General features: G+C 71.7%; 28 protein-coding genes. 16 read left to right on the top strand and 12 right to left on the bottom strand.

Annotation, left to right across the window (positions count from 1 at the left end):
- Positions 1-24 precede the first annotated feature (24 nt).
- Positions 25-762, bottom strand: coding sequence for a nucleopolyhedrovirus P10 family protein (locus ACP4E5_RS33895; RefSeq protein WP_425835440.1), 738 nt, complete (start codon positions 760-762; stop codon positions 25-27).
- A 107-nt stretch (positions 763-869) separates the two neighbouring features.
- On the opposite strand from ACP4E5_RS33895, the gene ACP4E5_RS33900 reads away from it, so the two are divergent.
- The 5 genes from ACP4E5_RS33900 to amaP are packed head-to-tail and all read left to right on the top strand — an operon-like array spanning position 870 to position 3,151.
- Positions 870-1,340 carry an Asp23/Gls24 family envelope stress response protein gene (locus ACP4E5_RS33900; protein ID WP_425835442.1) on the top strand — a complete coding sequence of 157 codons (471 nt, stop codon included), beginning with the start codon at positions 870-872 and terminating at the stop codon, positions 1,338-1,340.
- A 43-nt stretch (positions 1,341-1,383) separates the two neighbouring features.
- Complete coding sequence (locus ACP4E5_RS33905) at positions 1,384-1,569, top strand: hypothetical protein (RefSeq protein WP_266721070.1); 186 nt, start codon at positions 1,384-1,386, stop codon at positions 1,567-1,569.
- A gap of 3 nt (positions 1,570-1,572) precedes the next feature.
- Complete coding sequence (locus ACP4E5_RS33910; protein WP_266721072.1) at positions 1,573-1,917, top strand: Asp23/Gls24 family envelope stress response protein; 345 nt, start codon at positions 1,573-1,575, stop codon at positions 1,915-1,917.
- On the top strand, positions 1,914-2,567 hold the full coding sequence (locus ACP4E5_RS33915; protein ID WP_425835445.1) for a DUF6286 domain-containing protein: 654 nt from the start codon (positions 1,914-1,916) through the stop codon (positions 2,565-2,567). Before ACP4E5_RS33910 ends, ACP4E5_RS33915 begins: the two co-directional genes overlap by 4 nt.
- Positions 2,564-3,151, top strand: coding sequence for an alkaline shock response membrane anchor protein AmaP (gene amaP, locus ACP4E5_RS33920; protein ID WP_425835447.1), 588 nt, complete (start codon positions 2,564-2,566; stop codon positions 3,149-3,151). Before ACP4E5_RS33915 ends, amaP begins: the two co-directional genes overlap by 4 nt.
- Positions 3,152-3,175: 24 nt before the next feature.
- On the opposite strand, the gene ACP4E5_RS33925 is transcribed toward amaP, so the two are convergent.
- The 6 genes from ACP4E5_RS33925 to ACP4E5_RS33950 form a co-directional block, all read right to left on the bottom strand.
- On the bottom strand, positions 3,176-3,931 hold the full coding sequence (locus ACP4E5_RS33925) for an SDR family oxidoreductase (protein ID WP_425835449.1): 756 nt from the start codon (positions 3,929-3,931) through the stop codon (positions 3,176-3,178).
- A 4-nt stretch (positions 3,932-3,935) separates the two neighbouring features.
- Positions 3,936-5,729, bottom strand: a complete 1,794-nt coding sequence (locus ACP4E5_RS33930) for a glycoside hydrolase family 15 protein (protein WP_425835451.1) — start codon at positions 5,727-5,729, stop codon at positions 3,936-3,938.
- A gap of 53 nt (positions 5,730-5,782) precedes the next feature.
- A complete protein-coding gene (locus ACP4E5_RS33935; RefSeq protein ID WP_425835453.1) occupies positions 5,783-6,577 on the bottom strand; it encodes an SURF1 family cytochrome oxidase biogenesis protein in 795 nt (264 codons plus the stop codon).
- Between the two features lie 77 nt (positions 6,578-6,654).
- A complete protein-coding gene (locus ACP4E5_RS33940) occupies positions 6,655-6,888 on the bottom strand; it encodes a hypothetical protein (protein ID WP_266721084.1) in 234 nt (77 codons plus the stop codon).
- An 89-nt stretch (positions 6,889-6,977) separates the two neighbouring features.
- Positions 6,978-7,961, bottom strand: coding sequence for a DEDDh family exonuclease (locus ACP4E5_RS33945; RefSeq protein WP_425835455.1), 984 nt, complete (start codon positions 7,959-7,961; stop codon positions 6,978-6,980).
- 79 nt (positions 7,962-8,040) lie between these two features.
- A complete protein-coding gene (locus ACP4E5_RS33950) occupies positions 8,041-8,667 on the bottom strand; it encodes a TetR/AcrR family transcriptional regulator (RefSeq protein ID WP_425835457.1) in 627 nt (208 codons plus the stop codon).
- 144 nt (positions 8,668-8,811) lie between these two features.
- Between ACP4E5_RS33950 and ACP4E5_RS33955 the strand changes: the two genes are divergently transcribed.
- The 8 genes from ACP4E5_RS33955 (at position 8,812) to ACP4E5_RS33990 (ending at position 16,521) form a co-directional block, all read left to right on the top strand.
- Positions 8,812-9,609 (top strand): acetoacetate decarboxylase family protein, encoded by a 798-nt coding sequence (locus ACP4E5_RS33955; protein WP_425835459.1) that lies wholly within the window; start codon positions 8,812-8,814, stop codon positions 9,607-9,609.
- Between the two features lies 1 nt (position 9,610).
- The gene (locus tag ACP4E5_RS33960; RefSeq protein ID WP_425835461.1) at positions 9,611-10,495 is read left to right on the top strand and encodes an SDR family NAD(P)-dependent oxidoreductase; all 885 of its coding nucleotides are present in this window, start codon (positions 9,611-9,613) and stop codon (positions 10,493-10,495) included.
- A gap of 20 nt (positions 10,496-10,515) precedes the next feature.
- The gene (locus tag ACP4E5_RS33965) at positions 10,516-11,799 is read left to right on the top strand and encodes an amidohydrolase family protein (protein ID WP_425835463.1); all 1,284 of its coding nucleotides are present in this window, start codon (positions 10,516-10,518) and stop codon (positions 11,797-11,799) included.
- 14 nt (positions 11,800-11,813) lie between these two features.
- Complete coding sequence (locus tag ACP4E5_RS33970; protein WP_425835465.1) at positions 11,814-13,058, top strand: amidohydrolase family protein; 1,245 nt, start codon at positions 11,814-11,816, stop codon at positions 13,056-13,058.
- 24 nt (positions 13,059-13,082) lie between these two features.
- Positions 13,083-13,805 (top strand): VIT1/CCC1 transporter family protein, encoded by a 723-nt coding sequence (locus ACP4E5_RS33975; RefSeq protein WP_425835467.1) that lies wholly within the window; start codon positions 13,083-13,085, stop codon positions 13,803-13,805.
- Between the two features lie 73 nt (positions 13,806-13,878).
- Positions 13,879-14,763 (top strand): sterol desaturase family protein, encoded by an 885-nt coding sequence (locus tag ACP4E5_RS33980; RefSeq protein WP_425835469.1) that lies wholly within the window; start codon positions 13,879-13,881, stop codon positions 14,761-14,763.
- The gene (locus ACP4E5_RS33985) at positions 14,760-15,437 is read left to right on the top strand and encodes a lysoplasmalogenase (protein ID WP_425835471.1); all 678 of its coding nucleotides are present in this window, start codon (positions 14,760-14,762) and stop codon (positions 15,435-15,437) included. Before ACP4E5_RS33980 ends, ACP4E5_RS33985 begins: the two co-directional genes overlap by 4 nt.
- Before the next feature lie 40 nt (positions 15,438-15,477).
- Complete coding sequence (locus ACP4E5_RS33990; protein ID WP_425835473.1) at positions 15,478-16,521, top strand: zinc-dependent alcohol dehydrogenase family protein; 1,044 nt, start codon at positions 15,478-15,480, stop codon at positions 16,519-16,521.
- A 36-nt stretch (positions 16,522-16,557) separates the two neighbouring features.
- Here ACP4E5_RS33990 and ACP4E5_RS33995 read toward each other — a convergent pair whose 3' ends face one another.
- From ACP4E5_RS33995 to ACP4E5_RS34005, 3 genes are all read right to left on the bottom strand, one after another.
- Positions 16,558-17,580: a CopD family protein gene (locus ACP4E5_RS33995; RefSeq protein WP_425835475.1), complete on the bottom strand. Its 1,023-nt coding sequence runs from the start codon at positions 17,578-17,580 to the stop codon at positions 16,558-16,560.
- A gap of 172 nt (positions 17,581-17,752) precedes the next feature.
- Positions 17,753-19,165: a CoA transferase gene (locus tag ACP4E5_RS34000; RefSeq protein WP_425835477.1), complete on the bottom strand. Its 1,413-nt coding sequence runs from the start codon at positions 19,163-19,165 to the stop codon at positions 17,753-17,755.
- A gap of 112 nt (positions 19,166-19,277) precedes the next feature.
- The gene (locus tag ACP4E5_RS34005) at positions 19,278-20,834 is read right to left on the bottom strand and encodes a S8 family peptidase (RefSeq protein ID WP_425835479.1); all 1,557 of its coding nucleotides are present in this window, start codon (positions 20,832-20,834) and stop codon (positions 19,278-19,280) included.
- 280 nt (positions 20,835-21,114) lie between these two features.
- Between ACP4E5_RS34005 and ACP4E5_RS34010 the strand changes: the two genes are divergently transcribed.
- The 3 genes from ACP4E5_RS34010 to moaA all read left to right on the top strand — a co-directional run bounded on the left by ACP4E5_RS34010 (position 21,115) and on the right by moaA (position 24,249).
- Entirely contained in the window at positions 21,115-21,483 is a 369-nt protein-coding gene (locus tag ACP4E5_RS34010) for a DUF485 domain-containing protein (protein WP_425835481.1), read from the top strand.
- A gap of 8 nt (positions 21,484-21,491) precedes the next feature.
- The gene (locus ACP4E5_RS34015; protein ID WP_425835483.1) at positions 21,492-23,108 is read left to right on the top strand and encodes a solute symporter family protein; all 1,617 of its coding nucleotides are present in this window, start codon (positions 21,492-21,494) and stop codon (positions 23,106-23,108) included.
- Between the two features lie 151 nt (positions 23,109-23,259).
- Entirely contained in the window at positions 23,260-24,249 is a 990-nt protein-coding gene (gene moaA / locus ACP4E5_RS34020) for a GTP 3',8-cyclase MoaA (RefSeq protein ID WP_425835485.1), read from the top strand.
- 3 nt (positions 24,250-24,252) lie between these two features.
- On the opposite strand, the gene ACP4E5_RS34025 is transcribed toward moaA, so the two are convergent.
- On the bottom strand, positions 24,253-24,495 hold the full coding sequence (locus tag ACP4E5_RS34025) for a hypothetical protein (protein WP_425835487.1): 243 nt from the start codon (positions 24,493-24,495) through the stop codon (positions 24,253-24,255).
- A 205-nt stretch (positions 24,496-24,700) separates the two neighbouring features.
- Entirely contained in the window at positions 24,701-25,051 is a 351-nt protein-coding gene (locus tag ACP4E5_RS34030) for a DUF3099 domain-containing protein (protein ID WP_425835489.1), read from the bottom strand.
- Positions 25,052-25,087 lie beyond the last annotated feature (36 nt).

Genomic DNA, 25,087 nt, shown 5'->3' on the forward strand with positions numbered 1-25,087 from the left:
CGGCGTGCGAGGACGAGGGTCCGGTTACGTCGTGAGCTCCGTGACCAGGACCGCGACGGTCGGATTGTTCGGGAGGGCCTTCGCCACGGCCACCCGAACGGCCCCGGTCACCTCGATCGGGCGGGTGCCAGCGGACACCGCGAGCTCCACCCGCACGTGCGGACGGGGCAGAGCCGCATCGCCGGACTGCTCCTCGATGTGGATCGCGCGCCCCAGGCCGCCGAGCGCCCCGGTCAGCCGGCTCACGCCCGGCACCGCGAGCGCGGCCTCGGCGGCGCGGCCAGCGTCCCCGGTGGGAGCGGACGGCTTCGGGGCGGGGGGATCCGGCTCCCCGACGGAGCCGGGATCCGCGTCCGCCACCTGATCGGCCTCATCGAGCAGCGCCGTGACCTGGAGGTCGACCTCCGCCAGCTCCAGGCCGACCCACTCCGCCGCCCCCGCGAGCGCCTCCCTCAGCCGATCGGCGGCAACCGGCAGCGGTTCCTCCGCCGTCGCCGCGCAGTCCGCCGTGAGTCGCAACGGCCCCGGCGACAGCGCGCTCGGCGGGGCCGGCACCGCGGGCTCGGGCGCCGTGTCGGGGTCCGCGAGACCGAGCCGCAGCGCGCCGAGTCGCACCCCGTGCACCCCTTGGACCGCACGGCGCAGCGCCTCCGCCGCCGCCGGTTCCGTCAGCCACGCGCCGTCCTGCGGCCCGCCGAGCGGCAGCAGTCTGCCGAGCCCCAGCTGCGTACGCACTGCCTGTGTCCATCGATCACCCGTCATTGCCCCAGGCTGCCCCATAGCGAGCGCGCCTTCCTGTTACTGGACCTAATGTGGGCAAAAGAAAGCAGCACCCCACCGAGATCCCACCTCACCGAGGGGACGGCCCGATGAGTGACACCGCGCAGAAGCCGGGCGAGACGCCCGGTCCGGCCGCAGCCAAGACCAATGTGACCAAGCGGGGCGGCGGCGACGCCGCGAACCGCGGGCGGACCACGATCGCCGACGGCGTCGTCGAGAAGATCGCGGGCCTCGCGGCGCGCGACGTCGAGGGCGTCCACGCCATGGGCAGCGGACTCTCCCGCACGTTCGGCGCGGTGCGCGACCGGGTCCCCGGCGGCGCCAAGTCCGTGTCGCGCGGGGTGAAGGCCGAGGTCGGCGAAGTACAGACGGCGCTCGATCTGGAGATCGTCGTCGAGTACGGCGTGTCGATCGCGGACACCGCGCGCGCCGTCAGGGAGAACGTGATCGTCGCCGTCGAGCGCATGACCGGGCTCGAGGTCGTCGAGGTGAACATCGCCGTCAGCGACGTGAAGCTGCCGGACGAGGAGGACGAAGAGCCGGAGTCCCGACTCCAATGACATCTGAAGGCGTAGCTACGGGCTTCCCCAGGAGGAGCGCACGATGAATCTGGCCGTGGTCGGCATGATCGCCGGCATGGCCCTCGGATTCGCCGGATACTTCGGCGGCTTCGGGGCCTTCCTGCTGGTGGCGGCGCTCGGCGCCATCGGCTTCGTCGCGGGCCGGTTCCTGGAAGGGGACCTGGAAGTCGGCGAGTTCTTCCGTTCGCGCGGCGATCGGCGGGGGTGACCGATGGCGGCACAGGTCGCGCCGGCCGAGCGCGGCGCGACCCGGATCGCCGACCGGGTCGTCGCGAAGATCGCCGCGCACGCGGCACGAGAGGCACTCGACCGGATCCCCGAGGACGGGGCGGCGCCGGGCGCCACGGTCACCGTGCGGCAGGACAGCGCACGGGTCCGGATCAGCCTTGAGCTGGAGTACCCGACGGACATCGGCCGCCAGTGCGGTGCCGTGCGTCGTCAAGTGTCCCAGCGGGTAAGGGAGTTGGCGGGAATGGAAGTGCCCGAGGTGGCCGTCCAGGTCGAGCGGCTGCACTCGGCGCACACCCGTGGGACGGACCGGGGGAGGATCCGATGAGCGAACCCACCCAGCCGGTCCCGGTGGTCGAGCGGGGCAGCAGCGAGCTCGACCAGTCGGCGTCCGCCGCCGCGTACGAACAGCGTCCGACGCTGGAGAGCGAACCGAAGGCCGGCCGTTTCTGGTCCGGTCGGCGGATCCCCGCGGCGCTCGTGGCCCTGGTGATCCTCGCCGCCGCGGGACTGCTGCTCTACGACGTGGCAGCGGTGCGGGCGGGGCGCGAATCCATGCAGTGGCGGCGGACGCTCGCGGACGAGCTCTCCACACGGACCCTCGACGACACCGCCGTCCTCGTCGGCGCCGGCGTCGCGGCAGCGCTCGGCCTGTGGCTGATCCTGCTCGCGGCGACGCCGGGCCTGCGCGCCCTGCTGCCGATGCGCCGCACCCACCCCGACGTCCGCGCGGTGCTGCACCGCGACGCCGCGGCGATGGTGCTGCGCGACCGGGCCATGGAGGTGTCGGGCGTGCAGTCTGTACGGGTCCGTATGAAGCGCTCCAAGGTGGACGTGCGGGCGCTCTCGCACTTCCGTGAACTCGACGACGTACGAGCCGACTTGGACGCCACGCTCGGCGACGGGATCAAGGAGCTGGGGCTCGGCAAGGCGCCGGGCCTGTCCGTGCGGGTCGCACGGCCGGGGAAGAAGGGGTGAGCGGCGTGCTCAGAACCGTCAACCGGATCGTGCTCGGGCTGCTCGGGCTCGTCCTCGTCCTCGGCGGCGGCTCGGTGCTCGCCGTCGGGCTCGGCGTGAACCCGCCGTCGTGGTGGATCCACGACGGCCCGGACGACGTGCTCGTCAGCGATGCCGACCGGGCGCGCTGGCACGACGAGGGCTGGTTCTGGCCGACGGTGATCGCCGTGCTCGGCGTCGTCGTGCTGCTCGCCCTGTGGTGGCTGGTGTCCCAGCTGCGGCGCCGCAGGCTCGCCGAGGTGCTGGTCGACAGCGGCGACGGCGAGGGGGCGCTGCTGCGGGGCCGGGCCCTGGAGAACGTCCTCGTGAGCGGCGCGGAGTCGCTGGACGGGGTCGACCGGGCCCGGGTGCGGCTGACCGGCCGCCGCTCCACCCCGCAGGCCCGCGCGAGCCTCACCCTGGAGCCGCACGCGGTCCCCGGCGAGGCCGTTCGCCTGCTGAGCCAGGACTCGCTGAGGCAGGCGAGGGACTCGGCGGGCCTGACGGAGCTTCCGGCAGAGGTCCGCCTGAAGGCGGTCAAGCACCGCGCGGAGCGGGTCAGCTGAACACAGCGGGCCCGGCCCGGCGGATCAGAATCCGTGCCGGAACCCGCCGTCCACCGGGAGCATCACACCGGTGAGATAGGACGCGGCGGGCGACAGGAAGAACGCCGCCGCCCGGCCGAACTCCTCGGGAGTCCCGTACCGCCGCAGCGGGATACGGGACTCCTGCGCCGTCCGCGCCGCCTCGGGGTCCGCCGCCATCCCGTCCAGCTCGCGCACCCGGTCCGTGTCGATGCGGGCGGGCAGCAGCCCCACGACGCGAATGCCCCGCGGCCCCAGCTCGTTCGCGAGGGACTTGGCGAAACCGGCGAGCCCGGGACGCAGCCCGTTCGAGATGGTGAGGCCGGGGATCGGCTCGTGCACGGAGCCGGAGAGCACGAACCCGATGACCCCGCCCTCGTCCAGCTGCTCCGCCGCGGCCCGCGCGAGCCGCACCGCCCCGAGGAACACGGACTCGAACGCGGCCGTCCACTGCTCGTCCGTGTTGTCGGCGACGAAGCCGGGCGCCGGGCCGCCGACGCTGACGAGAATCCCGTCGAAGGAGCCGAACTGCTCGCGGGCCGCCCCGATGAGGCGTGCGGCGACGTCCGGGTCGGAGTTGTCGGCGGCGACACCGTACGCGTTCGGCCCGAGCGCGGCCGCGGCCTCCTTGGCCTTCTGCTCGTCGCGGCCGCTGATGACGACCTTCGCGCCGTCGGCGACCAGCTCGCGGGCGGCCGCGTTGCCGAGGCCCCGCGTCGCACCGGTGACCACGTACACACGGTTGTTCAGTCCAAGATCCATGGCCCTATCCTCCCTCTCCTTCGGTCCGCGTGCCGAAGAGGGTCAGTGCCGTGCCCACGAGGCCGATGTGGCTGAACGCCTGCGGGAAGTTGCCGAGCTGCCGGCCCGCCACGGGGTCGTACTCCTCGGCGAGCAGCCCCACGTCGTTGCGGAGCGCCACGAGCCGTTCGAACAGCTCGCGCGCCTCCTTCGTGCGGCCCGTCATGTGCAGGGCGTCCGCGAGCCAGAACGAGCAGACGAGGAACGTGGCCTCCTCGCCGGGCAGCCCGTCCACGACGCTCTTGTCGGCGGTGTAGCGGCGCAGGAGACCCTTGTACGACAGCTCGTCGCGGACCGCGTCGACCGTGCCGACCACGCGCGGATCGTCCGGCGGCAGGAAGCCGACGCGCGGCAGGAGCAGCAGCGCCGCGTCCAGTTCGGACGAGCCGTAGAACTGGGTGAACGTGCTGCGCTCCGCGTCGTAGCCGCGCTCGCACACCTCCCGGTGGACGGCGTCGCGCAGTTTGCGCAGCCGGTCGATGTCGCCGGGCAGCCGCGGGTCGTCCTCCATGGCGCGCACGGTGCGGTCGGCGGCGACCCACACCATCACCTTCGAGTGCACGAAGTGCCGGCGCGGCCCGCGCACCTCCCACAGCCCTTCGTCGGGCTCGCGCCACGTCTTCTCCAGGAAGTCGAGCAGGGCCAATTGAAGCCGCCAGGCGTGCGCCCCGGCCTTCAGGCCCTCATGGCGGGCGAGCGCGAGGGAGTCGACGACCTCTCCGTACACGTCCAGCTGGAGCTGACGGGCGGCGTCGTTGCCCGTGCGTACGGGGCGGGAGTCGCGGTAGCCGCTCAGCCAGTCGAGCTCCTGCTCGGGAAGGCGCCGCTCGCCCGCGAGGCCGTACATGATCTGCAGGTCGGCCGGATCGCCCGCGGCGGCCCGCAGCAGCCAGTCGCGCCAGGCCTCGGCCTCGTCGAGATAGCCGGCCGAGAGCAGCGCGCCGAGCGTCAGGGTCGAGTCGCGCAGCCAGCAGTACCGGTAGTCCCAGTTCCGTACGCCGCCGATCTCCTCGGGGAGCGAGGAGGTGGGGGCGGCCACGATGCCGCCGGTCGGCGCGAAGATGAGCGCCTTCAGCGTGAGGAGGGAGCGGAGCACGGCCTCCCGGTGCGGGCCTTCGTAGCGGCAGCGGTCCGCCCACGCCTGCCAGTCCTCCACGCTGTGCCGCAGCGACTCGTGCGGGTCGATCAGCGGTGGGCGCTTCTCGTGGGAGGGGTGCCAGGTCAGGACGAAGGCGACGGTCTCGCCGGCCTCGACCGTGAACTCCGAGTGCGTGCCGAAGTCCTCGCCCCACGTGTGGACGTGCGGTTCGCTGCGCAGCCACGCCGAGTCCGGGCCCGCGACGGCGACCCGGTGCCCGTCGGCGCGGCGCATCCACGGCACGACGGAGCCGTAGTCGAAGCGCAGACGCAGCGTGCCGCGCACGGTGACGCGCCCGCTGAGGCCCTCGACGATGCGCACGACATCCGGGGCCCTGTCGCGCTGCGGCATGAAGTCGGTGACGCGGACGCTGCCGTCCGGCGTCTCCCACTCGGTGTCGAGCACGAGGGAGCCGGGGCGGTACGCGCGCGTGGTGCAGTGTTCGGCCCCTTCGGGGGCGAGCCGCCAGTGGCCGTTCTCCTCGCTGCCGAGCAGCGCGGCGAAACAGGCGGGGGAGTCGAACCGGGGCAGGCACAGCCAGTCGATCGACCCGTCCCTGCCGACGAGCGCGGCGGTCTGGTGGTCACCGATGAGGGCGTAATCCTCGATATGTGGGCGCACACGCCATGGGTTCCCCGTCAGCGGCGGGGTGCTGCATGCGAGTTTTCCGTCGGTCAGCCGACGGCGGCCGGCTCCTCGGCCTCGGACGTGGACGTCTCTTCCTTACGACGCCGCTCCCGAACCTCGCGCCGCACCAGCACCACCCAGCCCACGGGAACCGCGGCGGCGAACAGCCACCACTGGATCGCGTACGCGTAGTTCAGCGCGGAGTCCTCCTTGCCGGGGGCTCCGACCAGTTCGGGCGTTCCGCCCTTCGGCTCGGGCGCGGTCTGGGCGACGTAGCCGCCGAGCACCGTCCTGCCGAGGCGCTCGGCCTCCTGCTTGCTGTTGATCAGCATGACCTGCCGGGCGGGCAGATCCTTGAGGTCCTTGATGCCGCTGGCCGCGGTCGTCTCGTTGGGCATCAGTCGGCCGGTGACGGTGGTCTCGCCGCGCGGCGGGGCGGGGACCTTCGGGAAGGCGGTCTGCGCCCCGTTCGCCGGGATCCAGCCGCGGTTGACCAGCAGGACCCTGCCGTCCTTCAGGATGAACGGGGTCAGGATGTGATAGCCGACCTCTTCGTCGGCGTTGACCCGGCGGCGCACCACGACCTCGTCGGCGGTGTCGTAGTGGCCCTTCGCGGTCACCGATCGGTACCGCTCGTGGCTGTTGACGACGTGGCCGGGGGACGCCAGGTCCTCCACGGGCACGGCCTTCGCACGGAGGGCGTTCGTGACCAGCTGGTTCCTGGCGTCGCGCTCCTCGTAGCGGTGCATCTGCCAGATGCCCAGCCGGATCATCGTGGGGATGAGAACGAGGGCGACCAGGGTGAGGATCACCCACTGCCGGGTCAACAGGAAGCGGTACACCCCATGACCGTACAGCGGCGGGCATGGGGTGCTTTCAGTGGGGTGTGCCCGATTGCGGCGGGCGTGTGCCGAAGGGTTCAGACGTTGTCGACGATGCCCACCTTCCCCTCCGCGCGGGAGCAGTGCGCCCCGCAGAACCAGTGCCCGTCGACCTCGACGCCCTGCCCGATGATGCGGCACCGGCAGTGCTCGCAGATCGGCGCCATGCGGTGAATGGCGCAGCTGAAGCAGTCGAAGACGTGGACCGCTCCCTGGGCATGGACCTCGAAGGACATGCCGTAGTCGTTTCCGCAGACCTCACAACGTGCCATGCGCCACAGGGTGGGTGCCCGAAGCGGCGCCGGGCGAGGGGGCGCGGGGCGAGTCGCCCCGCGTTCACCCGTCTGCCCGGCCCGGTGGCCTACGCGCCGTCCGCCGGAGCCACGTCCTGCAACAGCTGTCCGAACGCCGCCTCGTCCATGACCGGCGTCCCGAACTGCTTCGCCTTGACGACCTTCGAGGTGTACGAGTCCGGGTCATTGGTCACGAGGAGGCTGGTGAGCCGGGACAGGCTCGTCGCCACATGGAGGCCCGCGTCGACGGCCCGGTCCTCCAGGAGCTCACGGTCGACCGACGTGTCCCCGGAGAACGCCACCCGCATGCCCTGCTTGAGCGGCTTGTCCGGCTCGTAGCGCCCCGGGTTCGGGTACGGGCAGGCGGGGCGCTTGCGCGAGGCGCGCCAGGTGCCCCCGCCGCCTCCCCGGTAGGAGGACCCGGGCTGGCGCGGCACCGACGCGTCCGACCACTCGGTGAGCGGGCGGCATTCGAGCAGCGGCAGCCGCACGTTGTCCGCGGCGGCCGTGCGCAGGCTCGGGCGGAACGCCTCGGCGAGCACGCGCGCGTCGTCCAGCGCGTTGTGCGCGTGCTCCTGTACGACGCCGAAGTGCGCCGCGAGGGACTCCAGCTTGTGGTTGGGCAGCGGCAGGCCCAGCTCCTTGGAGAGCGCGATGGTGCACAGGCGCTGGCGGACCGGGGCGGTGCGCTGTGCGCGCGCGTACTCGCGGGCGATCATCGACCAGTCGAACACCGCGTTGTGCGCGACCAGGACGCGGTCGTCGAGGCGCGCGGCGAACTCCTCGGCGATGTCCGAGAACAGCGGGGCGGCCGTCAGCACGTCCGTCGTCAGGCCGTGGATCCACACGGGTCCTGGATCGCGCTGCGGGTTGACCAGCGTGTACCAGTGGTCCTCGACATCGCCCCGCGCGTCCAGGCGGTAGACGGCGGCGGAGATGATCCGGTCGTCCCGGGACAGGCCGGTGGTCTCCACGTCGACGACCGCGTATCCCTTCGGATACGCGGCCGGCCAGGAGGCTGCGGACGCTGCGGTCGGATGGTCTTCGAGCATGGTCCCAGAGGATACGGGCCCGGACTGACACTCCCGTCGCCGCCTTCCCCACAAGCCGTGTCGCGGATCACGCCGCGGCTCAAGTGGGCGGGTCCAGGAGCGACTTCACCAGGGCGCGTACGGAAGTTGTGAAGATCCGCTCCGGGTCGGCGGGCGCGGCGAGCGCGCGGGCCAGCACCCGGTCCTCCTCCGCCGTGCCCGCGCCCCAGAGTTCCTCCTCGCGCGGGTGCTGCACCGGGGCCCGCTCCCGGTTCCGCTCGACGAGGACATGGCCGACGACCTGGAAGAGGACCGCGCGCACCGCCTCGGCGGCGGGCGTCCCGCGCAGGCCCGCGGCGTGCACCTCGTGCACCAGCGCCTGCTGCGCGGGCAGGAACATCCGCTCGGTGAGGCCGCGTTCATGGACCATCGCGATCAGATGCGGGTGGGCGCGCAGCCGGCGGCGCAGCGTGCGGGCGACGGACAGGACGCGGTCCTGCGGCGTGGCGCCGCGTGGCCTGAAGCCGCCGAGGTCGGCGACGGTGCGCTCCACCAGGGCGTCGAGCAGGGACTCGCGGTTGCCGACGTGCCAGTAGATCGACGTGACGGCCGTGCCCAGTTCGGCCGCGAGCTTGCGCATGGTGAGCGCCTGCGGACCGTGCTGCTTGACGAGACCGGCGGCGACGGCGACGACCTCTTCGCGGGTGAGCGGTGCGCGTGCCGCCATTTCTCGCCCTCCCCGGCCTTGTTCCGTGCACCTTGTCCTGTGCGCATGTCTTTACCCTTCATCGCCTCCGGTGTAACTGTGTTACAGGCGCCTCGCGAACGACCGAACGACCCCCATCACGTCTCGTACGAAGGGTGGTACGACATGGCACGCGTACGGTACGGAGCGCGCAGTGAGGCGGAGATCGCCGCTTCGCGCTCGGCGAGCAGCAAACTTCCCGACATCTGGTCCACCGGTGTGGTGGCCGTGTGGGAATCCGATCCGGACGCGGTGGCCGCGGTTCTGCCGCCACCGCTGAAGCCCACGGGGCGGCCCCTGGTGCGGGCCAACATCAGCAAGGTCGACCTGCCGGGCTATCCGCTCGGCGCGGGCTCGGTGGCCGTCGCCGCCGAGCACGGGGGAGTGCAGGGCTGGTATCCGCTCGTCATGCCGATGACGCACGAGCGGGCGCTGATCGGCGGGCGCGAGGTCTTCGGCGAACCGAAGAAGCTCGGCGAGGTCACGGTGGAGCGCGACGGGCTCGTCGTCCACGCGGCGCTCGCGCGGCACGGCATCGCGTTCGTGGAGGTGCGCGGCGCCGTCAGCGGCAGCCTGCCCATCCCGGAGCCTTCGCAGAAGACGGACTTCTACTTCAAGTTCCTTCCAGGGGTGGACGGTTCGGGCTTCGACGCGGAACCCGTCCTCGTGCACTGCCTGCGCAACGAGAAGGTCAGGAAGCTGGAGCAGATCACCGGCGACATCGTCCTGCGGGAGTCCATGTACGACCCGGTCGCCGACCTTCCGGTGCGGTCCCTCGTGGACATCACCATCGGCGAGAAGACCACCGACCAGAAGGGCAAGGTCGTCGAGCGGGTCAGCGCCGAGGCCCTGCTCCCGTACATCCATCAGCGCTACGACGACCCGCAGCAGATCCACGACGGCCCGCCCGAGGGGAGCGCCTGACATGGAGCTGCGTGAGGGACAGGTCGCCGTCGTCACGGGCGCCGCGAGCGGGATCGGGCTCGCCATGGCGCGGCGGTTCGCGGCGGACGGCCTGAAGGTGGTCCTCGCCGACGTCGAGAAGGGCGCCCTGGAGACGGCCGCCGCCGAACTGCGCGACACCGGGGCCACCGTGCACGCGCGCGTGGTCGACGTCGGCGAGCGCGAGCAGGTCATGGACCTCGCCGAGGACACGTACGCGACGTTCGGCGCCTGCCATGTGCTGTGCAACAACGCGGGAGTCGGCTCGGGGGCCGAGGGCCGCATGTGGCAGCACGAACCGAACGACTGGAAGTGGGCGTTCAACGTCAACGTGTGGGGTGTCTTCCACGGCATCCAGGCCTTCGTGCCGCGCATGATCGAGGCCGGCGAACCCGGCCACATCGTCAACACGTCCTCGGGGGACGGCGGTATCGCACCGCTGCCGACGGCGTCCGTGTACGCCGTCACGAAGGCGGCCGTCGTGACCATGACCGAGTCGCTGTACGCGCACCTGAAGGCGGAGCACGCGCGCGTGGGCGCGTCCGTGCTGTTCCCCGGCCCCCACATGCTGCGCACGGGCCTGTGGGAGTCGCACCGCAACCGGCCCGACCGGTTCGCGAAGGAGCGGCCCCGCAAGACGCCGTACCGCAGCATCGCCAAGTGGGAGGCCGCCATGAAGGAGGCCGGTCACGAGGTCGAGTTCACGCCCGTCGAGGAGGTCGCCGACTTCGTCGCGGAGGGCATCGCGGCGGACCGGTTCTGGCTGCTCCCCGAGAGCGAGCACAGCGACCGGCAGATCCGGGGCCGCTCGCAGTCGATGCTGGACCGGGCGAACCCGGCGTACCTGGAGAGCTTCATTCTCGACTGAGAACCGAGGTGAGACGCACGATGAGCAATCAGGACCCCTATCTGATCATCTCCTCCGACTGCCACGCCGGGCTGCCCACCGAGGAGTACCGGCCCTACCTGGACAGCCGTTTCCACCGCGACTTCGACGAATTCCTCGGCGAGCGGGACAAGCGCCGGGAGGAGGCGACCCGGCTCGGCATCCGCAACGACGCGTTCGCCGCCAAGTGGTTCGAGGACAACGAAGAGGGCCTGCGCGGCGGCTGGGACGCCGCACAGCGCCTCAAGGAGCTCGACGGCGACGGGGTGGCCGCCGAGGTCGTCTTCCCCGACGCCGACGCCGTGGACAGCCAGACGGCGGCGCCCTTCGGCGTCGGGCTCGGCCTCTCCGGCGACCAGGACCCCGAACTCGGCATGGCGGGCGCGCAGGCCCACAACCGCTGGCTCGCCGAGTTCGTGTCGCAGAACCCCGAACGGCACTGCGGCGTCGCCCTGTTGCCCATCACGGCCGACCCCGACAAGGTCGTCGCCGAGGTGCACCGCGCCAAGGAGTCCGGGCTCGGCGCCCTGATGATCCCCGCCATGTGGGTCGACAAGGATCCGTACCACTCCCGGCGCTACGACCCCGTGTGGGCGGCGGCCGCCGAGTGCGGGATGCCGATCGTCACGCACTCGGGGGCCGCGCCGCGCCACGAGTACGGCGACCATCTGGGCATCTACGTGAGCGAAGTGACGTGGTGGCCGTCCCGCCCGCTGGCGTTCCTGCTGTGGTCGGGCGTCTTCGAGCGGCATCCGGGGCTGAAGTTCGGCGTCGCAGAGTCCGGTTGCTGGTGGCTGCCGAACCTGCTGTGGTTCATGGACCGCCTCTACCTGGGCGCGCACGGCGGCAAGAAGCTCTCCCCGTTCGCCGAACTGAAGCGCTCCCCGGCCGAGTACCTGGACCGGCAGGTCTTCATCTGCGCCACCAACACCAAGCGCCGCGAACTCGCCCAGCGCTACGAGATCGGCGTCGACAACATCCTGTGGGGCAGCGACTTCCCGCACCCCGAGGGAACGTGGCCCGACACGCGCGCGTGGCTGCGCAAGACCTTCCACGACATACCCGTCTCGGAGACCCGCCGGATGCTGGGCCTGTCGGCCGCCGAGGTGTTCGGCTTCGACACCGCCAAGCTCGCGCCGCTCGCCGCCCGCATCGGACCGACCCCGGCCGACCTCGGCCAGGACGACGACCAGAGCGCCGTGGAGGCGTCCTGGGCGCGCTCGCGCGACGTGGGCCGGCACTGGCTGACCGACCACGACTTCCCGACGCTCGGGGTGACCCCATGAGTCCTGTGAGCCCTGTGAGCCCTGCGCATCCCGATGCCGACCGCTACACCGTGATCTCGGCGGACTGCCACGCGGGCGCCGATCTCCTCGACTACAAGCCGTACTTGGCGAGGGAACACCACGACGCGTTCGACGCCTGGGCCGCCACGTACGTGAACCCGTACCAGGACCTGCTCGCCGACACGGCCGACCGCAACTGGAACTCCGACCGTCGCGTCGAGGAGCTGGAGCGGGACGGCATCGTCGCCGAGGTCGTCTTCCCGAACACCATCCCGCCGTTCTTCCCGTCCGCGTCGCTCATGGCGCCCGCGCCCACGCGTGAGGAGTTCGAGCAGCGCTGGGCGGGCCTGCGCGCCCACAACCGGTGGCTCGCGGACTTCTGCGCCGCCGCCCCGGGCCGCAGGGCGGGCGTCTTCCAGATCCTCCTCAACGACGTCGACGAGGCCGTGAAGGAGATCCGCTGGGCGGCCGAAGCGGGCCTGAAGGGCGGCCTGTTGCTGCCCGGCACGCCGCCGGGTTCGGGGCTCCCGGAGCTCTACTCGTCGACGTACGACCCGATCTGGCGGACCTGCGCCGAACTCGGCGTCCCGGTCAACCACCACGCGGGTTCGGCGTCCCCGCCGCTCGGCGAGGAACCGGCCGCCCGCGCGGTCTTCATGGTCGAGACGACGTGGTTCTCGCACCGCGCCCTGTGGCACCTCGTCTTCGGCGGCGCCTTCCGCAAGCACCCCGACCTGAGGCTCGTCCTCACGGAGCAGGGCTCGGGCTGGATCCCCGGCGTCCTCGACATGCTGGACTACTACCACGCGCGCCTGGTCCGGGCGGCCACGAAGGCGAACACGGCGGAGTCCAAGTTCGGTGCCGGGCTCGCCGATTCGATGGGCAAGGGCCCCTCCACCGTGTGGCGCGAGAACTGCTTCGTGGGCGCGAGTTTCATGCGGCCCCACGAAGTGCCCCTGCGGGACCGGATCGGCCTCGACAAGATCATGTGGGGCAGCGACTACCCGCACGACGAAGGCACGCACCCGTACACGCGCGAGGGCCTGCGCATCGCCTACGCGGGGCTGCCGAAGGACGAGATCGCCGCGATGGTCGGCGGTAACGCGGCCCGCGTCTACGGGTTCGACCTCGGCCTCCTCGACCCCATCGCGGCCCGCGTGGGCCCCACGGTCGCGGAGATCGACGAGCCGCTCAAGGAGCCGCCCGCGGACGCGACGAGCCCGGTGTTCGCACCAGGGGCGTCGGTACGCGTGTGGTGACGCGCCTGGTGGCATGCTCACCGCGTGACGGAACGCGGAGCGCAACCCACCCATGACGAGTCCCACGGCGGCGCGCTCGGCTCGCGGCTCAACTGGTTGCGCGCCGCCGTACTCGGCGCCAACGACGGCGTGGTCTCCACCGCTGGGCTCGTCGTCGGCGTCGCCGGAGCCACCGACGACCGCTCCACGCTGCTCACGGCCGGGCTCGCCGGGCTGCTCGCCGGATCGATGTCCATGGCGGCCGGCGAGTACGTCTCCGTGTCGACGCAGCGCGACTCCGAGAAGGCCGCCATCGCCATGGAGAAGCGCGAGCTGACCGAGCAGCCGGCCGCCGAACTGGAGGAACTCACCGACCTGTTGGAGGAGCGCGGGCTCAGCCGCGAGGTCGCCCGCGAGGCGGCCGAGCAGCTCACCGAACGGGACGCGCTGCGCGCCCACGCGCGCGTGGAGCTCGGCATCGACCCCGACGACCTCACCAACCCGTGGCACGCCGCCTGGGCCAGCTTCCTCGCCTTCACGGCGGGCGCGCTGCTGCCGCTGCTCGCGATCGTCCTGCCGCCCTCCGCGTGGCGGCTGCCCGTCACGGTCGGCTCCGTCCTCGTGGCGCTCGCCTTCACCGGCTACAGCAGCGCCCGGACGGGCAGCGCGGCGGTGCGGCCCGCGGTGTGGCGCAACGTCGGCGGGGGAGCGCTCGCGATGGCCGTCACGTACGCGGCGGGATCTTTGTTGGGTGCGGCCGGAGTTTGATCCCTTACCGGCAGTAATACTTGTCGGTAACTACCTATAGCCGGGGGCAGGTCAGGGCCCTTACGGTGCACGCATGCCGACCCCGAACCTGCCCGACGCCGTGCTGTGGTCGATCCCCGCGTTCGTGCTGCTGACGATCGTGGAGATCGTCAGTGTCCGGATCCACCCCGACGAGGACGCCGCCGGCTACGAGACCAAGGACGCGGCGACGAGCGTCACCATGGGGCTCGGAAGCCTGGTCTTCGACTTCCTGTGGAAGATCCCGATCGTCGCGATCTACACGGCGGTCTACGAACTCACGCCGCTGCGCGTGCCCGTCCTGTGGTGGACGATCCCGCTGATGCTGCTCGGCCAGGACTTCTTCTACTACTGGTCGCACCGCGGGCACCACGTGATCCGCATCCTGTGGGCGTGCCACGTGGTGCACCACTCCAGCCGCAGGTTCAACCTCACCACCGCGCTGCGCCAGCCCTGGACGAGCCTGACCGTGTGGCCGTTCTACCTGCCGCTCATCGCGCTGGGCGTGCACCCGGCGGCGCTCGCGTTCTGCTCGTCGGTCAACCTCGTGTACCAGTTCTGGATCCACACCGAGCGCATCGACAAGATGTGGCGCCCCTTCGAGTTCGTCTTCAACACGCCCTCCCACCACCGCGTCCACCACGCCTCCCAAGGCGGCTACCTGGACCGGAACTTCGGCGGGATCTTCATCCTCTGGGACCGGCTCTTCGGGTCGTGGGTCGCGGAGGTCGAGCGCCCCGAGTTCGGGCTCACCAAGAACATCAGCACGTACAACCCGCTGCGCGTCGCCACCCACGAGTACGCGGCCATCGCCAAGGACCTGAAGGCGGCCGCCAGTTGGCGCGAGCGGGCCGGGAGGGTCTTCCGGGGGCCCGGGTGGCAGCCCGAGCGCGTCGGCGTCCCGAAGGCCCCGCAGAAGGTCACGGAGGGCGCCGCGTGAGGCCTGCCGCATCGTTGTGGCGTGCCGCGTTCTTCGTGGTGTGCGCCGCCGACCTCGTGGCGCTGCTCGTGGGCGCGGACGGCGCGCACGTCGTCCTCAAGCCCCTGCTCATGCCGCTCCTCGCGGCCTACGTGATCGCGTGCCGCGGCCCCCGGCTGCTGTGCGCCGCGCTGCTGTTCGGCTGGTGCGGTGACGTGCTGCTGCTGTTCGACCAGGACACCGTGTTCCTCGCCGGGATGGGCGCCTTCGCCGTCGGCCACGTCTGCTACCTGGTGCTCTTCAAGCGGCACGGTTCGGTACGCGCGCGTGGCGCGCTGCTCGGCGCCGCGTACGGCGTCGCGCTCGTCGTGACGGTGGCCGCCCTGTGGCCCGACCTTCCGGCGGACATGCGCGGGCCCGTCGCCGCGTACAGCGTGCTGCTGACCTGCATGGCGTTCGCGTCCTCCCGGCTCGGGCCGGCCGCGGGCGTGGGCGGCGCCCTGTTCCTGCTCTCGGACTCGCTCATCGCCACGGGCATCGCCGACTGGCCCGCCCTGCCGCGCCCCGACCTCTGGGTCATGGGCACCTACGTGGCGGCGCAGTACCTGCTCGCCCGGGGCGTGCTCGGGGAGCGGGCCGCGCCCCCTTCGGCGTACCGTGAAAGACGCGCCGAAACCCGGCGCGTCGCTCACTGACCTGCATCGATTGCGGGACCCGCACGAAGGAAAACCTCCCATGCGCGCCACCACCATCCACGCCCCGTACGACATGCGCGTGGAGGACGTACCCGATCCCGTCATCGTGCTGCCCACGGACGCCGTGGTGCGCGTCCTGCGCGCCTGCGTCTGCGGCAGCGACCTCTGGGCCTACCGGGGCGAGGCCGCGCGACAGGCCGGGCAGCGCATCGGGCACGAGTTCCTCGGCGTCGTCGAGGAGACCGGCTCCGAGGTGTCCGTGTTCAAGCGCGGCGACCTGGTCGTCGCGCCCTTCATGTGGTCGGACGGGGTGTGCGACTACTGCCGCGAGGGCCTCACCACGTCATGCGAGCACGGCGGATTCTGGGGCGCGGTCGGCTACGACGGAGGCCAGGGCGAGGCCGTGCGCGTCCCGTACGCCGACGGCACGCTCGTCGCGCTGCCGGCCGACGCCGCCTCGGACGACCGCCTGCTGTCCGCCCTGCTGACGCTGTCCGACGTGCTGGGCACCGGCCACCACGCGGCGCTCGGCGCGGGCGTGCGCAAGGGCGCGACCGTCGCCGTCGTCGGGGACGGCGCCGTGGGCCTGTGCGGCGTCCTCGCGGCCCACCGGCTCGGCGCCGAGCGGATCATCGCGCTCGGCCGCCACCAGGCGCGTACGGACATCGCACGGAGCTTCGGCGCCACGGACGTCGTCGCGGAGCGCGGCGAGGCGGCGGTCGCGGCGGTCCGCGAACTCACCCGCGGCCAGGGCGCGCACGCCGTGATCGAGGCGGTCGGCACCGAGCAGTCCATGAACACCGCCGTGAACATCACCCGCGACGGCGGCGCCATCGGCTTCGTCGGCGTCCCGCACGGCAGCGGCGGCGGCGTCGACCTGCGCGTCATGTTCGACCACAACATCGCGCTGCGCGGCGGCGTGGCCCCCGTCCGCACATACATCCCCGACCTGCTGCCCGACGTCCTGGACGGGACCATCGACCCGTCGCCCGTCTTCGACATGACGGTCGACATCGAGGGCGTGCCCGATGGCTACAAGGCGATGGACGAGCGCGCCGCCCTCAAGGTGATGGTCACCAACTAGGCGCACCAACTAGGCGCGTCTACGGGCGCTCCGGGCTCACCAGCGGATCGGCACCGGCAGCGCCGTCAGCGCCGCCGACACCGCCACCACGACCGCCAGGATCACGACCTCCGCGCGCGCGGGTGTGTAGGCCCGTCCGCGGTCCGGGGCGCCGCGCAGGCGCAGCCGCGCCGCCAGGGCGAGCCCGGCGACGACGGCGACGAGGAGCACCTTCGCGAGCAGCACGCGCCCGTACGCCGTCGTCGTCAGCTGGTCGAGGACCGTGCTCGGCGGCATCCGGCGCAGGGTGCTGCACACGCCCGTCGCGGTGATGGCCGCGAGCAGCACCGCGGCCACGCGCGCGTAGAGGCCGAGAAGCGCCGTGCCCGCCTCGGGGGCGGTCGTGTGCCAGGCGTGGGTCGTGCGCAGCACGTACAGCAGTCCGCCCACCCACAGGGCGGCGCAGGTCAGATGGACCAGGGTGAGACCCGAGCCGAGCAGAGCGCTGTCCTCGGCCGCCGGGTGCGCCCGCAGCGCCTCCGCCGCGGCCACGGCGGCCAGCGGGAGCAGCGCCGTCGCAGGACGCCGCCAGCGGGCGCACAGGCCCGCGAGCAGAAAGCCGTTGACCTCCACGAGCGCGAGCGTGCCGTCCCGCGTTCCGCCCAGGCCGCCGAGGTCCAGCGCCGCGACGCTGTGCGGAATCAGGTTCCCCGAGGCCACCACGGAGGCGAGCCCGAGCGCTGCCGCGAATCCGGCCCACGGCGCGTACGCCGACCAGGTGCGGGGAAGCTCCCGCGACGGGTCCACCCTGCGTGCGAGGAACCCGGCGAACACCTCGCCCACCTGGACGCACAACGCCGCGAACAGGACCGTGCGCAGGAGAGCGAGCACGCCGACGCCGGGCGCCGCGGCCTCCCCTGTGCCGTCGAGCGCGGCGCGCGGCCCGAACAGCGGGATCAGCGCGGCCACGGCGACGAGTACGAGCACGGCGACGGCGCGTCCCGCGCCGGGTCCGCGCAGGGAGACGTCGGCCCCGACGGACACGGGAGCCTCGGTGGGCGGCGGTATGGAGCTCACCATTGGATCTTCACCAGGCGGCACCGATCCCGGCAAGCGCAGACCGACAGGCGGGGCATGCGGGTCCGGACCGTGCGCGTTCGGACCATGCACGTACGGACCGTGTGCGGCCGGGTCCGGTGCTGCGCTGCGGGGGTTCACGACTACGTAGGACGCGATTTCGCGCGCCCCTGGTTCACCCCGCCGGCAGCCAACCGGCTTCGTCCGTGCCCCAAACCCCCGGAGGACGCGCCCAGTTCGCCGGCCCGCCGACGAACGACAGCGGCGGCAGGGCGTGCCGCAGGCGCCCGATCGGGCTGTCCGCCTCGGTCAGCCAGACGGCCGGATCGTCCGCCTCGTACGGCTCCGCGCGCTCGCCGTACTCCTTCGGGCGCGGCCCTCGCACGAGCCAGGCGGCCGTCTGCGCGAGCGCGAGCCGCACCACCCGCGAACCGCCCTGTGTCGTCTGCTCGGTGAGCGCGCGCAGCACGGCCGCCGCGAGCAGATAGCCCGTGCCGTGGTCGAGCGCCTGCGCGGGCAGCGCTCCGGGGCGCTCGGGGGAGCCCTCGGTCGCCGCGACGCCCGCCGCCACCTGGACGAGGCTGTCGAAGCCGCGCCGCCCGCCCCACGGCCCGTACCCGCCCCACGCCGACAGCGCCGCCACCACGAGCCCCGGCCGCCGCTCGGCGAGCGCCTCCGCGGCGAGCCCGAACCGGTCGAGCGCGCCGGGTCGGTACCCCGTGACCACCACGTCCGCGCCCGCGAGCAGCTCGTCGAACGTGCGCCGGTCCGCCGCGCCCTTCAGGTCGAGCCGGGTCGAGCGCTTGCCGAAACCGGTGTCGGCGTGCGCGTCCGCCGACTCGGGCAACCGGGGCGCGTCCACCCGCAGCACGTCCGCGCCGAGCAGCGCCAGGGTGCGCGTCGCGACCGGACCCGCGATGACGCGCGTGAGGTCGAGGACCCGGATCCCGGCCGCGGGCGAGAGCACCCCGCGCGACAGCGTCCGGACCGGCGCATTGTCGACCCGGTCGAGCGTCAGGAGCGGCCGGGCCGCCACCTGCGCGCCCTGCGGATGCGCCGCCCACTCCTCGGGCGTGCGCAGCGCGACGGCCAGGCCCCCGGCCGCGTACACCGTCTCCTCGACCTCGTGCGCGGAGCGCTCCTTGAGCAGCGCCGCGACCTCGTCCACGGTCGCGTCCGCGCCGACCCCGAGGGCCGCGCACAGCCGCGCCCGGTGGTGCGGATAGTTCGCGTGGGTGCGCAGCCAGCCGTCCCGCGTGCGCCAGAAGCGCGACAGCGGCGCGAAGCTGACCGGCGCGCGCCCGTCGATCAGCAGATGCCGCTCGCTGGTGAACGCGGTCGCCACCGCGCCGTCGTCGACACGCACCCGGACGGCGCCGAGCGGATGCCTCGCGCGCGTGGCGGCCAGTTCCGCGGCGGCGAGGGAGCAGCAGGCGACGCAGGATCTGGCCAGGTCGGCGACGGGGAGGCGGGCGGGCAGCGCACCCGCGCGCGTGCGGTACGAAACGCGGGCGAGCAGGGCGGGGTCGCCGCCGAGCGCCGCCCACGCGGCCCGGGTGTCGACCGGTGCATGGGGCGCATGTGTCATGTCCGCACTATCGCGCAGCACGCGGCCCCGGCACACGGGCGGCACACGCAGGGGCCGGGTGGCGTGCGCCACCCGGCCCCCGGATCGCCTCACATGTCGCGTACAGAGAAGGTCACTTGACGGCCTTCAGCGCGTCGACGATCCCGTACCCGTAGAAGCCGTTGCGCCGCTCGGGGCCCTCGCAGACCGCGTCGACCGTGCCGTCGCCGTCCCCGTCGTACGCGGTCGGGCACGGCTCCTTGTCGGCTTGCGCCTTCATCAGGGCCTGCAACTGCGCCGGAGTGGCCTTCGGGTGCGTCGACTTGAGGAGCGCGGCGACGCCGGCGGCGTGCGGCGAGGCCATCGACGTGCCCTGCAGCCAGCCGTACTGGTTGCCCGGCAGCGTGGACAGGATGCGGCCGTCCTGCGACGGGGTGTCGGTCGGCTTCTTGTACTTGTCGCCGCCCGGCGCCGCGATGTCGATGACACCGTTGCCGTACGTCGAGTAGTACGACTTGGCCTTGGTCACGCCCGTCGCGCTCACCGTGACGACACCCTGCAGCTGGGTCGGGATGTCGAAGCAGGTGTGCGGGTCGATCGTGCGGTTCACCGGTGTCGAGTCGTCGGGGCTGGAGTCGTCCACGATCGCGTCGGAGTCGAGGTCGTGGTTGGAGTTGCCAGCGGACGCCAGGTTCAGGGTGCCCTTCTTCTGGGCGTACAGCTGGGCCCGGTTCACCGCGTCGACGATGGCCCGCTGGTCGGGGTCGTCCATGCAGTTGTAGAGCCACGGGTCCACGTAGTAGCTGTTGTTGGTGACCTCGATGCCGTGGTCCGCGGCGAACACGAAGGCGCAGACGACGCTCTCCGGGTAGAACAGCTCGGTGACCGGGTCGGCCACCTTGATGCCCGCGACCTTCACGCCCGGCGCGACACCGGCGACGCCGATCCCGTTGCGCGCGGCGGCGATCTCACCCGCGACGTGCGTGCCGTGGTAGGCGTCGGCATCGCTCGGCCGCCAGGCGCCCGGCGAGGTGTCCGCCTTGCCGCCGACACAGCTCGCGGACTGCGAGGCGGAGAAGTTCGGGGCGAGGTCGGGGTGGGTGTCGTCCACGCCGGTGTCGATGACGCCGACGGTGACCTTGCTGCTGCCCGGGTTGATCTTCGCGGCCTTGTCGGCGCCCATCGCCCGCAGGTCCCACTGGTCGGCCTCGAGCGGCTCCTGGTCCGAACTCGCCTGCGCCGCGACGGACTTGGCCTCCGCCTTCGTCAGCTTCTGGACGGCGCCCTCTTCGGTGGTGCCGGCCGGGGTGAGCGGCGCGGTGCGGGTCGCGCCCGCCGTGGCCACCCCCTTCGCCGCGCGTATCCGCTTGCCGAAGTCGGCGTTCGAGGACTGGACGACGATGACGCCGATCTTCGCGTACGTCGCGACTATGGAGCCGTCCGCCGCGGATATCGCCTGGGTCACCGAGGAGATCGTGCGGGCATCGGTGCCGCGCGTGTTCACCACGTACGTGAGCGAGGAGGCCGAACTGGCCGCCGCCGAGGGCGAGTCGGCGACGGGGGCCGCGGCCGCGGACGGGAGGAAACCGAAGGAGGCGGTCAGTGCGATACCGACCGGCAGGGCGAGAGCCAGGCGGCGCCGAGACGACAGTCGTCCGGCGGGCAGGCGTCTGGAAGGCAGATGAGCCATGGGGTCTCCACATCATCCGTCGTTTATGGAAATGCCCGGTACACGAGTGGGTCCCGGGCAGGTACATGACGCGTGGTGCGGTGTGAACGTATCTCTGGTCGCCGCAGGTCATCAACGAGTTCCGAAAGAAGTTCCGAAAGAGCAAAGGGAGTTGAACCTCGTCGACCGTGCTCCCGTGCCGTTGTGCAGGGGGTCGGGGAGCTCTACCATCGCGACCCGGCCCGCGTGATCCAGATCACGTTGAGGTTAGAGAGACAGCACCCCACCGCGAGGAGAGTCCGTGGCCACCGACGCACCAACACCGCAGCAGGGCAGCCCGCACGACGGGCCCGCGCTGCCCTCCACCGAGAAGTTCATCGAGGTGCAGGAGGGCGCGGAGTTCGGTGAACTGCGGCGCGCGCACCGCTCGTTCGCCTTCCCGCTGACCCTCGCCTTCATCGCCTGGTACCTCGTGTACGTGCTGCTGTCGAACTACGCGGGCGACTTCATGGGCACCAAGGTCTTCGGCAACATCAACGTCGCCTTCGTCCTCGGGCTCGCCCAGTTCCTGACCACGTTCCTCATCGCCTGGTGGTACTCGCGGCACGCCGCCACCAAGCTCGACCCGAAGGCCGAGGCCATCAAGACCCGTCTGGAGGGCGGCGAGTGAACCCCCACATGTCCCAACTCCCCCTGGCCGCCGAGGCGAGCGAGCACCGGCCGCTGATCATCAGCCTGTTCGCGGTGTTCGTCCTCGCGACCCTCGTCATCACCATCTGGGCCGGCCGCCAGACCAAGAGCGCGTCCGACTTCTACGCGGGCGGCCGCCAGTTCACCGCTTTCCAGAACGGCCTCGCGGTCTCCGGCGACTACATGTCCGCCGCGTCGTTCCTCGGCATCGCGGGCGCCATCGCGCTCGCCGGCTACGACGGCTTCCTCTACTCGATCGGCTTCCTGGTCGCCTGGCTCGTCGCACTGCTCCTGGTCGCCGAACCGCTGCGCAACTCCGGGCGCTACACGATGGGCGACGTGCTCGCCTACCGGATGCGCCAGCGCCCGGTGCGCACGGCGGCCGGCACCTCGACGATCGTCGTCTCGATCTTCTACCTGCTCGCGCAGATGGCGGGCGCGGGCGTGCTCGTCTCGCTGCTGCTCGGCATCACCTCGGACGCGGGCAAGGTCGGCATCGTCGCCCTGGTCGGCATCCTGATGATCGTCTACGTCACCATCGGCGGCATGAAGGGCACCACCTGGGTGCAGATGGTCAAGGCGGTGCTGCTGATCATCGGGGCCATCCTGCTGACGTTCCTGGTCCTGCTGAAGTTCGACTTCAACATCTCGGACCTGCTGGGCACCGCGGCCGAGAACAGCGGCAAGGGTTCGGCGTTCCTGGAGCCGGGCCTGAAGTACGGCCTCACCTCCACGTCGAAGATCGACTTCATCTCGCTCGGCATCGCGCTCGTGCTCGGCACGGCGGGCCTGCCGCACATCCTGATCCGCTTCTACACGGTGCCGACCGCCAAGGCGGCCCGTAAGTCGGTCAACTGGGCCATCGGCATCATCGGCGCCTTCTACCTGATGACGATCGCGCTCGGCTTCGGCGCGGCCGCGCTCATCAAGCCGGACGAGATCATCGCCTCCAACCCGGCGGGCAACACGGCGGCGCCCCTGCTGGCGCTCCATCTCGGCGGCGTCGACTCCAGCTGGGGCGCGATCCTGCTCGCCTCGATCTCGGCGGTCGCCTTCGCCACGATCCTCGCGGTCGTCGCGGGCCTCACCCTCGCCTCGTCCTCCTCGTTCGCGCACGACATCTACGCGAACGTCATCAAGAAGGGCGAGGCCTCCGAGAAGCAGGAGATGAAGGCGGCCCGCTGGGCCACCGTCTTCATCGGCATCGTCTCGATCGGGCTGGGCGCGCTCGCCCGCGACCTGAACGTGGCGGGCCTCGTCGCCCTGGCCTTCGCGGTCGCGGCCTCCGCGAACCTGCCGACGATCCTGTACTCGCTGTTCTGGAAGCGGTTCAACACCAACGGCGCGCTGTGGTCCATCTACGGCGGTCTGTTCACGGCGGTCTTCCTGGTCCTCTTCTCGCCCGTCGTCTCGGGCAACCCGAAGACCTCCATGTTCAAGGGCGTCGACTTCCACTGGTTCCCGCTGGAGAACCCCGGCATCATCTCGATCCCGGTCGGCTTCCTGCTGGGCGTCATCGGCACCTACGTCGCCAAGGAGAAGGCCGACAAGGGCAAGTACGCGGAGCTCGAGGTCCGCTCCCTGACAGGCACCGGAGCCCACTGACCGGCTCCTTTCCCCGCGTGCCGTGCCCCGCTTCGTAGATCCCTACGACGGGCACGGCACGCACTTTGGACGGCGCGAGGCCTGCCGCTGTCATACCGGTCACGTAGGCTCGGGATCAGTAGGTAAGAAGACGCCGAGGGAGGGGGCCCACGTGCTCATCGACACATACGGCCGAGTGGCTACCGACCTGCGGGTCTCGCTGACCGACCGGTGCAATCTGCGGTGTACGTACTGCATGCCCGAAGAGGGCCTGCAGTGGCTGGCCAAGCCCGACCTGCTCACCGATGACGAGATCGTCCGCCTCATCCGCGTCGCGGTCACCGACCTCGGCATCGAGGACGTCCGCTTCACCGGCGGCGAGCCCCTGCTCAGGCCCGGTCTGGTCGGCATCGTCGAGCGGGTCGCGGCCCTGGAGCACCGCCCGAAGATGTCCCTGACGACGAACGGGATCGGGCTCAAGCGCACGGCGCGGGCGCTCAAGGACGCGGGCCTCGACCGGGTCAACGTCTCACTGGACACGCTCCGCCCCGACGTCTTCAAGACCCTCACCCGCCGCGACCGGCACAAGGACGTCATCGAGGGCCTCGAAGCGGCGCGCGAAGCGGGCCTGACCCCGGTGAAGGTCAACTCGGTCCTGATGCCGGGGCTGAACGAGGACGAGGCCCCGGACCTCCTCGCCTGGGCGGTGGAGAACGATTACGAGCTGCGCTTCATCGAGCAGATGCCGCTCGACGCCCAGCACGGCTGGAAGCGCGAGGGCATGATCACCGCGGGCGACATCCTCGCCTCGCTGCGTACACGCTTCGAGCTCACCGAGGAGGGGGCCGGCGAGCGGGGCTCCGCGCCCGCCGAGCGCTGGATCGTGGACGGGGGACCGCACCGCGTCGGCGTCATCGCCTCGGTGACCCGCCCGTTCTGCTCGGCCTGCGACCGCACGCGCCTGACGGCGGACGGCCAGGTCCGCACCTGCCTGTTCGCCACCGAGGAGACGGATCTGCGGGCGGCCCTGCGCTCCGACATGCCGGACGAGGAGCTGGCCGGCATATGGAAGCGCGCCATGTGGGGCAAGAAGGCGGGCTCGGGCCTCGACGACCCGTCCTTCCTCCAGCCGGACCGCCCGATGTCGGCGATCGGCGGCTGAGCCTCAGCTCTCGGGGGTGTCGTCCCACTCCGTCAGTGCCACGACATCCTTGAGGAAGCCGCGTACGCCGAGGAACTTGGACAGGTGCTCGCGGTGCTCGTCGCACGCCAGCCACGTCTTGCGGCGCTCCGGAGTGTGCAGCTTCGGGTTGTTCCACGCGAGCACCCACACCGCGTCGGCGCGACAGCCCTTGGCCGAGCACTGGGGATTTTCGGGTGACGGTCCGGAGAGGTTCGCGAGGTTCACGCGTCAACCTTAAACGCCCCGGAAATGGCGACGCCGAGCAGCCACGGGGGGAGCTGCCCGGCGTCGGTCCGTCGCTCCGACGGGGGATGCGGAGCGCTCACGCAGTATGTCACGGGGGACCCGCCGCCCGGCACCGGAACAACATGATTGATCTGAGCTTTTCTTGAGCTTTGTCGATCGATTGTGCACCGGCTCGCGCCGTCACTCAGGCCCGGTCCTCCGGGGCGGATTCCGCGGCGTCCGCGGACGGCACCGGCGAGATCATGGGGCGCGAAGGCGCGGGCACGAAGGTCGAAGGAAGCGAGGGGGCGTTCTCCCGGCCGGCGTTGGCGAAGACCACGGCGACGTAGGGGAGAAGTACGCCGAGCACCAGCGTCACGATGGCGACGTGCCGCTCCACGTTCCACAGCACCGCGGTGAGGATCACGGAAACGGTGCGGACGGACATCGAGATGATGTACCGGCGCTGTCGGCCGCGGACATCGTCGGCGAGCCCTTGCCGCGCGCCCGTGATCCGGAAAACCTCTGCCCCGCCGTTGTCCTTGCGCTTCCGCATCACATTCCCACCACCCGCCAGCTCGCCGGTCACTCC

It is taken from the genome of Streptomyces fractus (genome assembly GCF_049844455.1).
Lineage (GTDB): Bacteria > Actinomycetota > Actinomycetes > Streptomycetales > Streptomycetaceae > Streptomyces > Streptomyces fractus.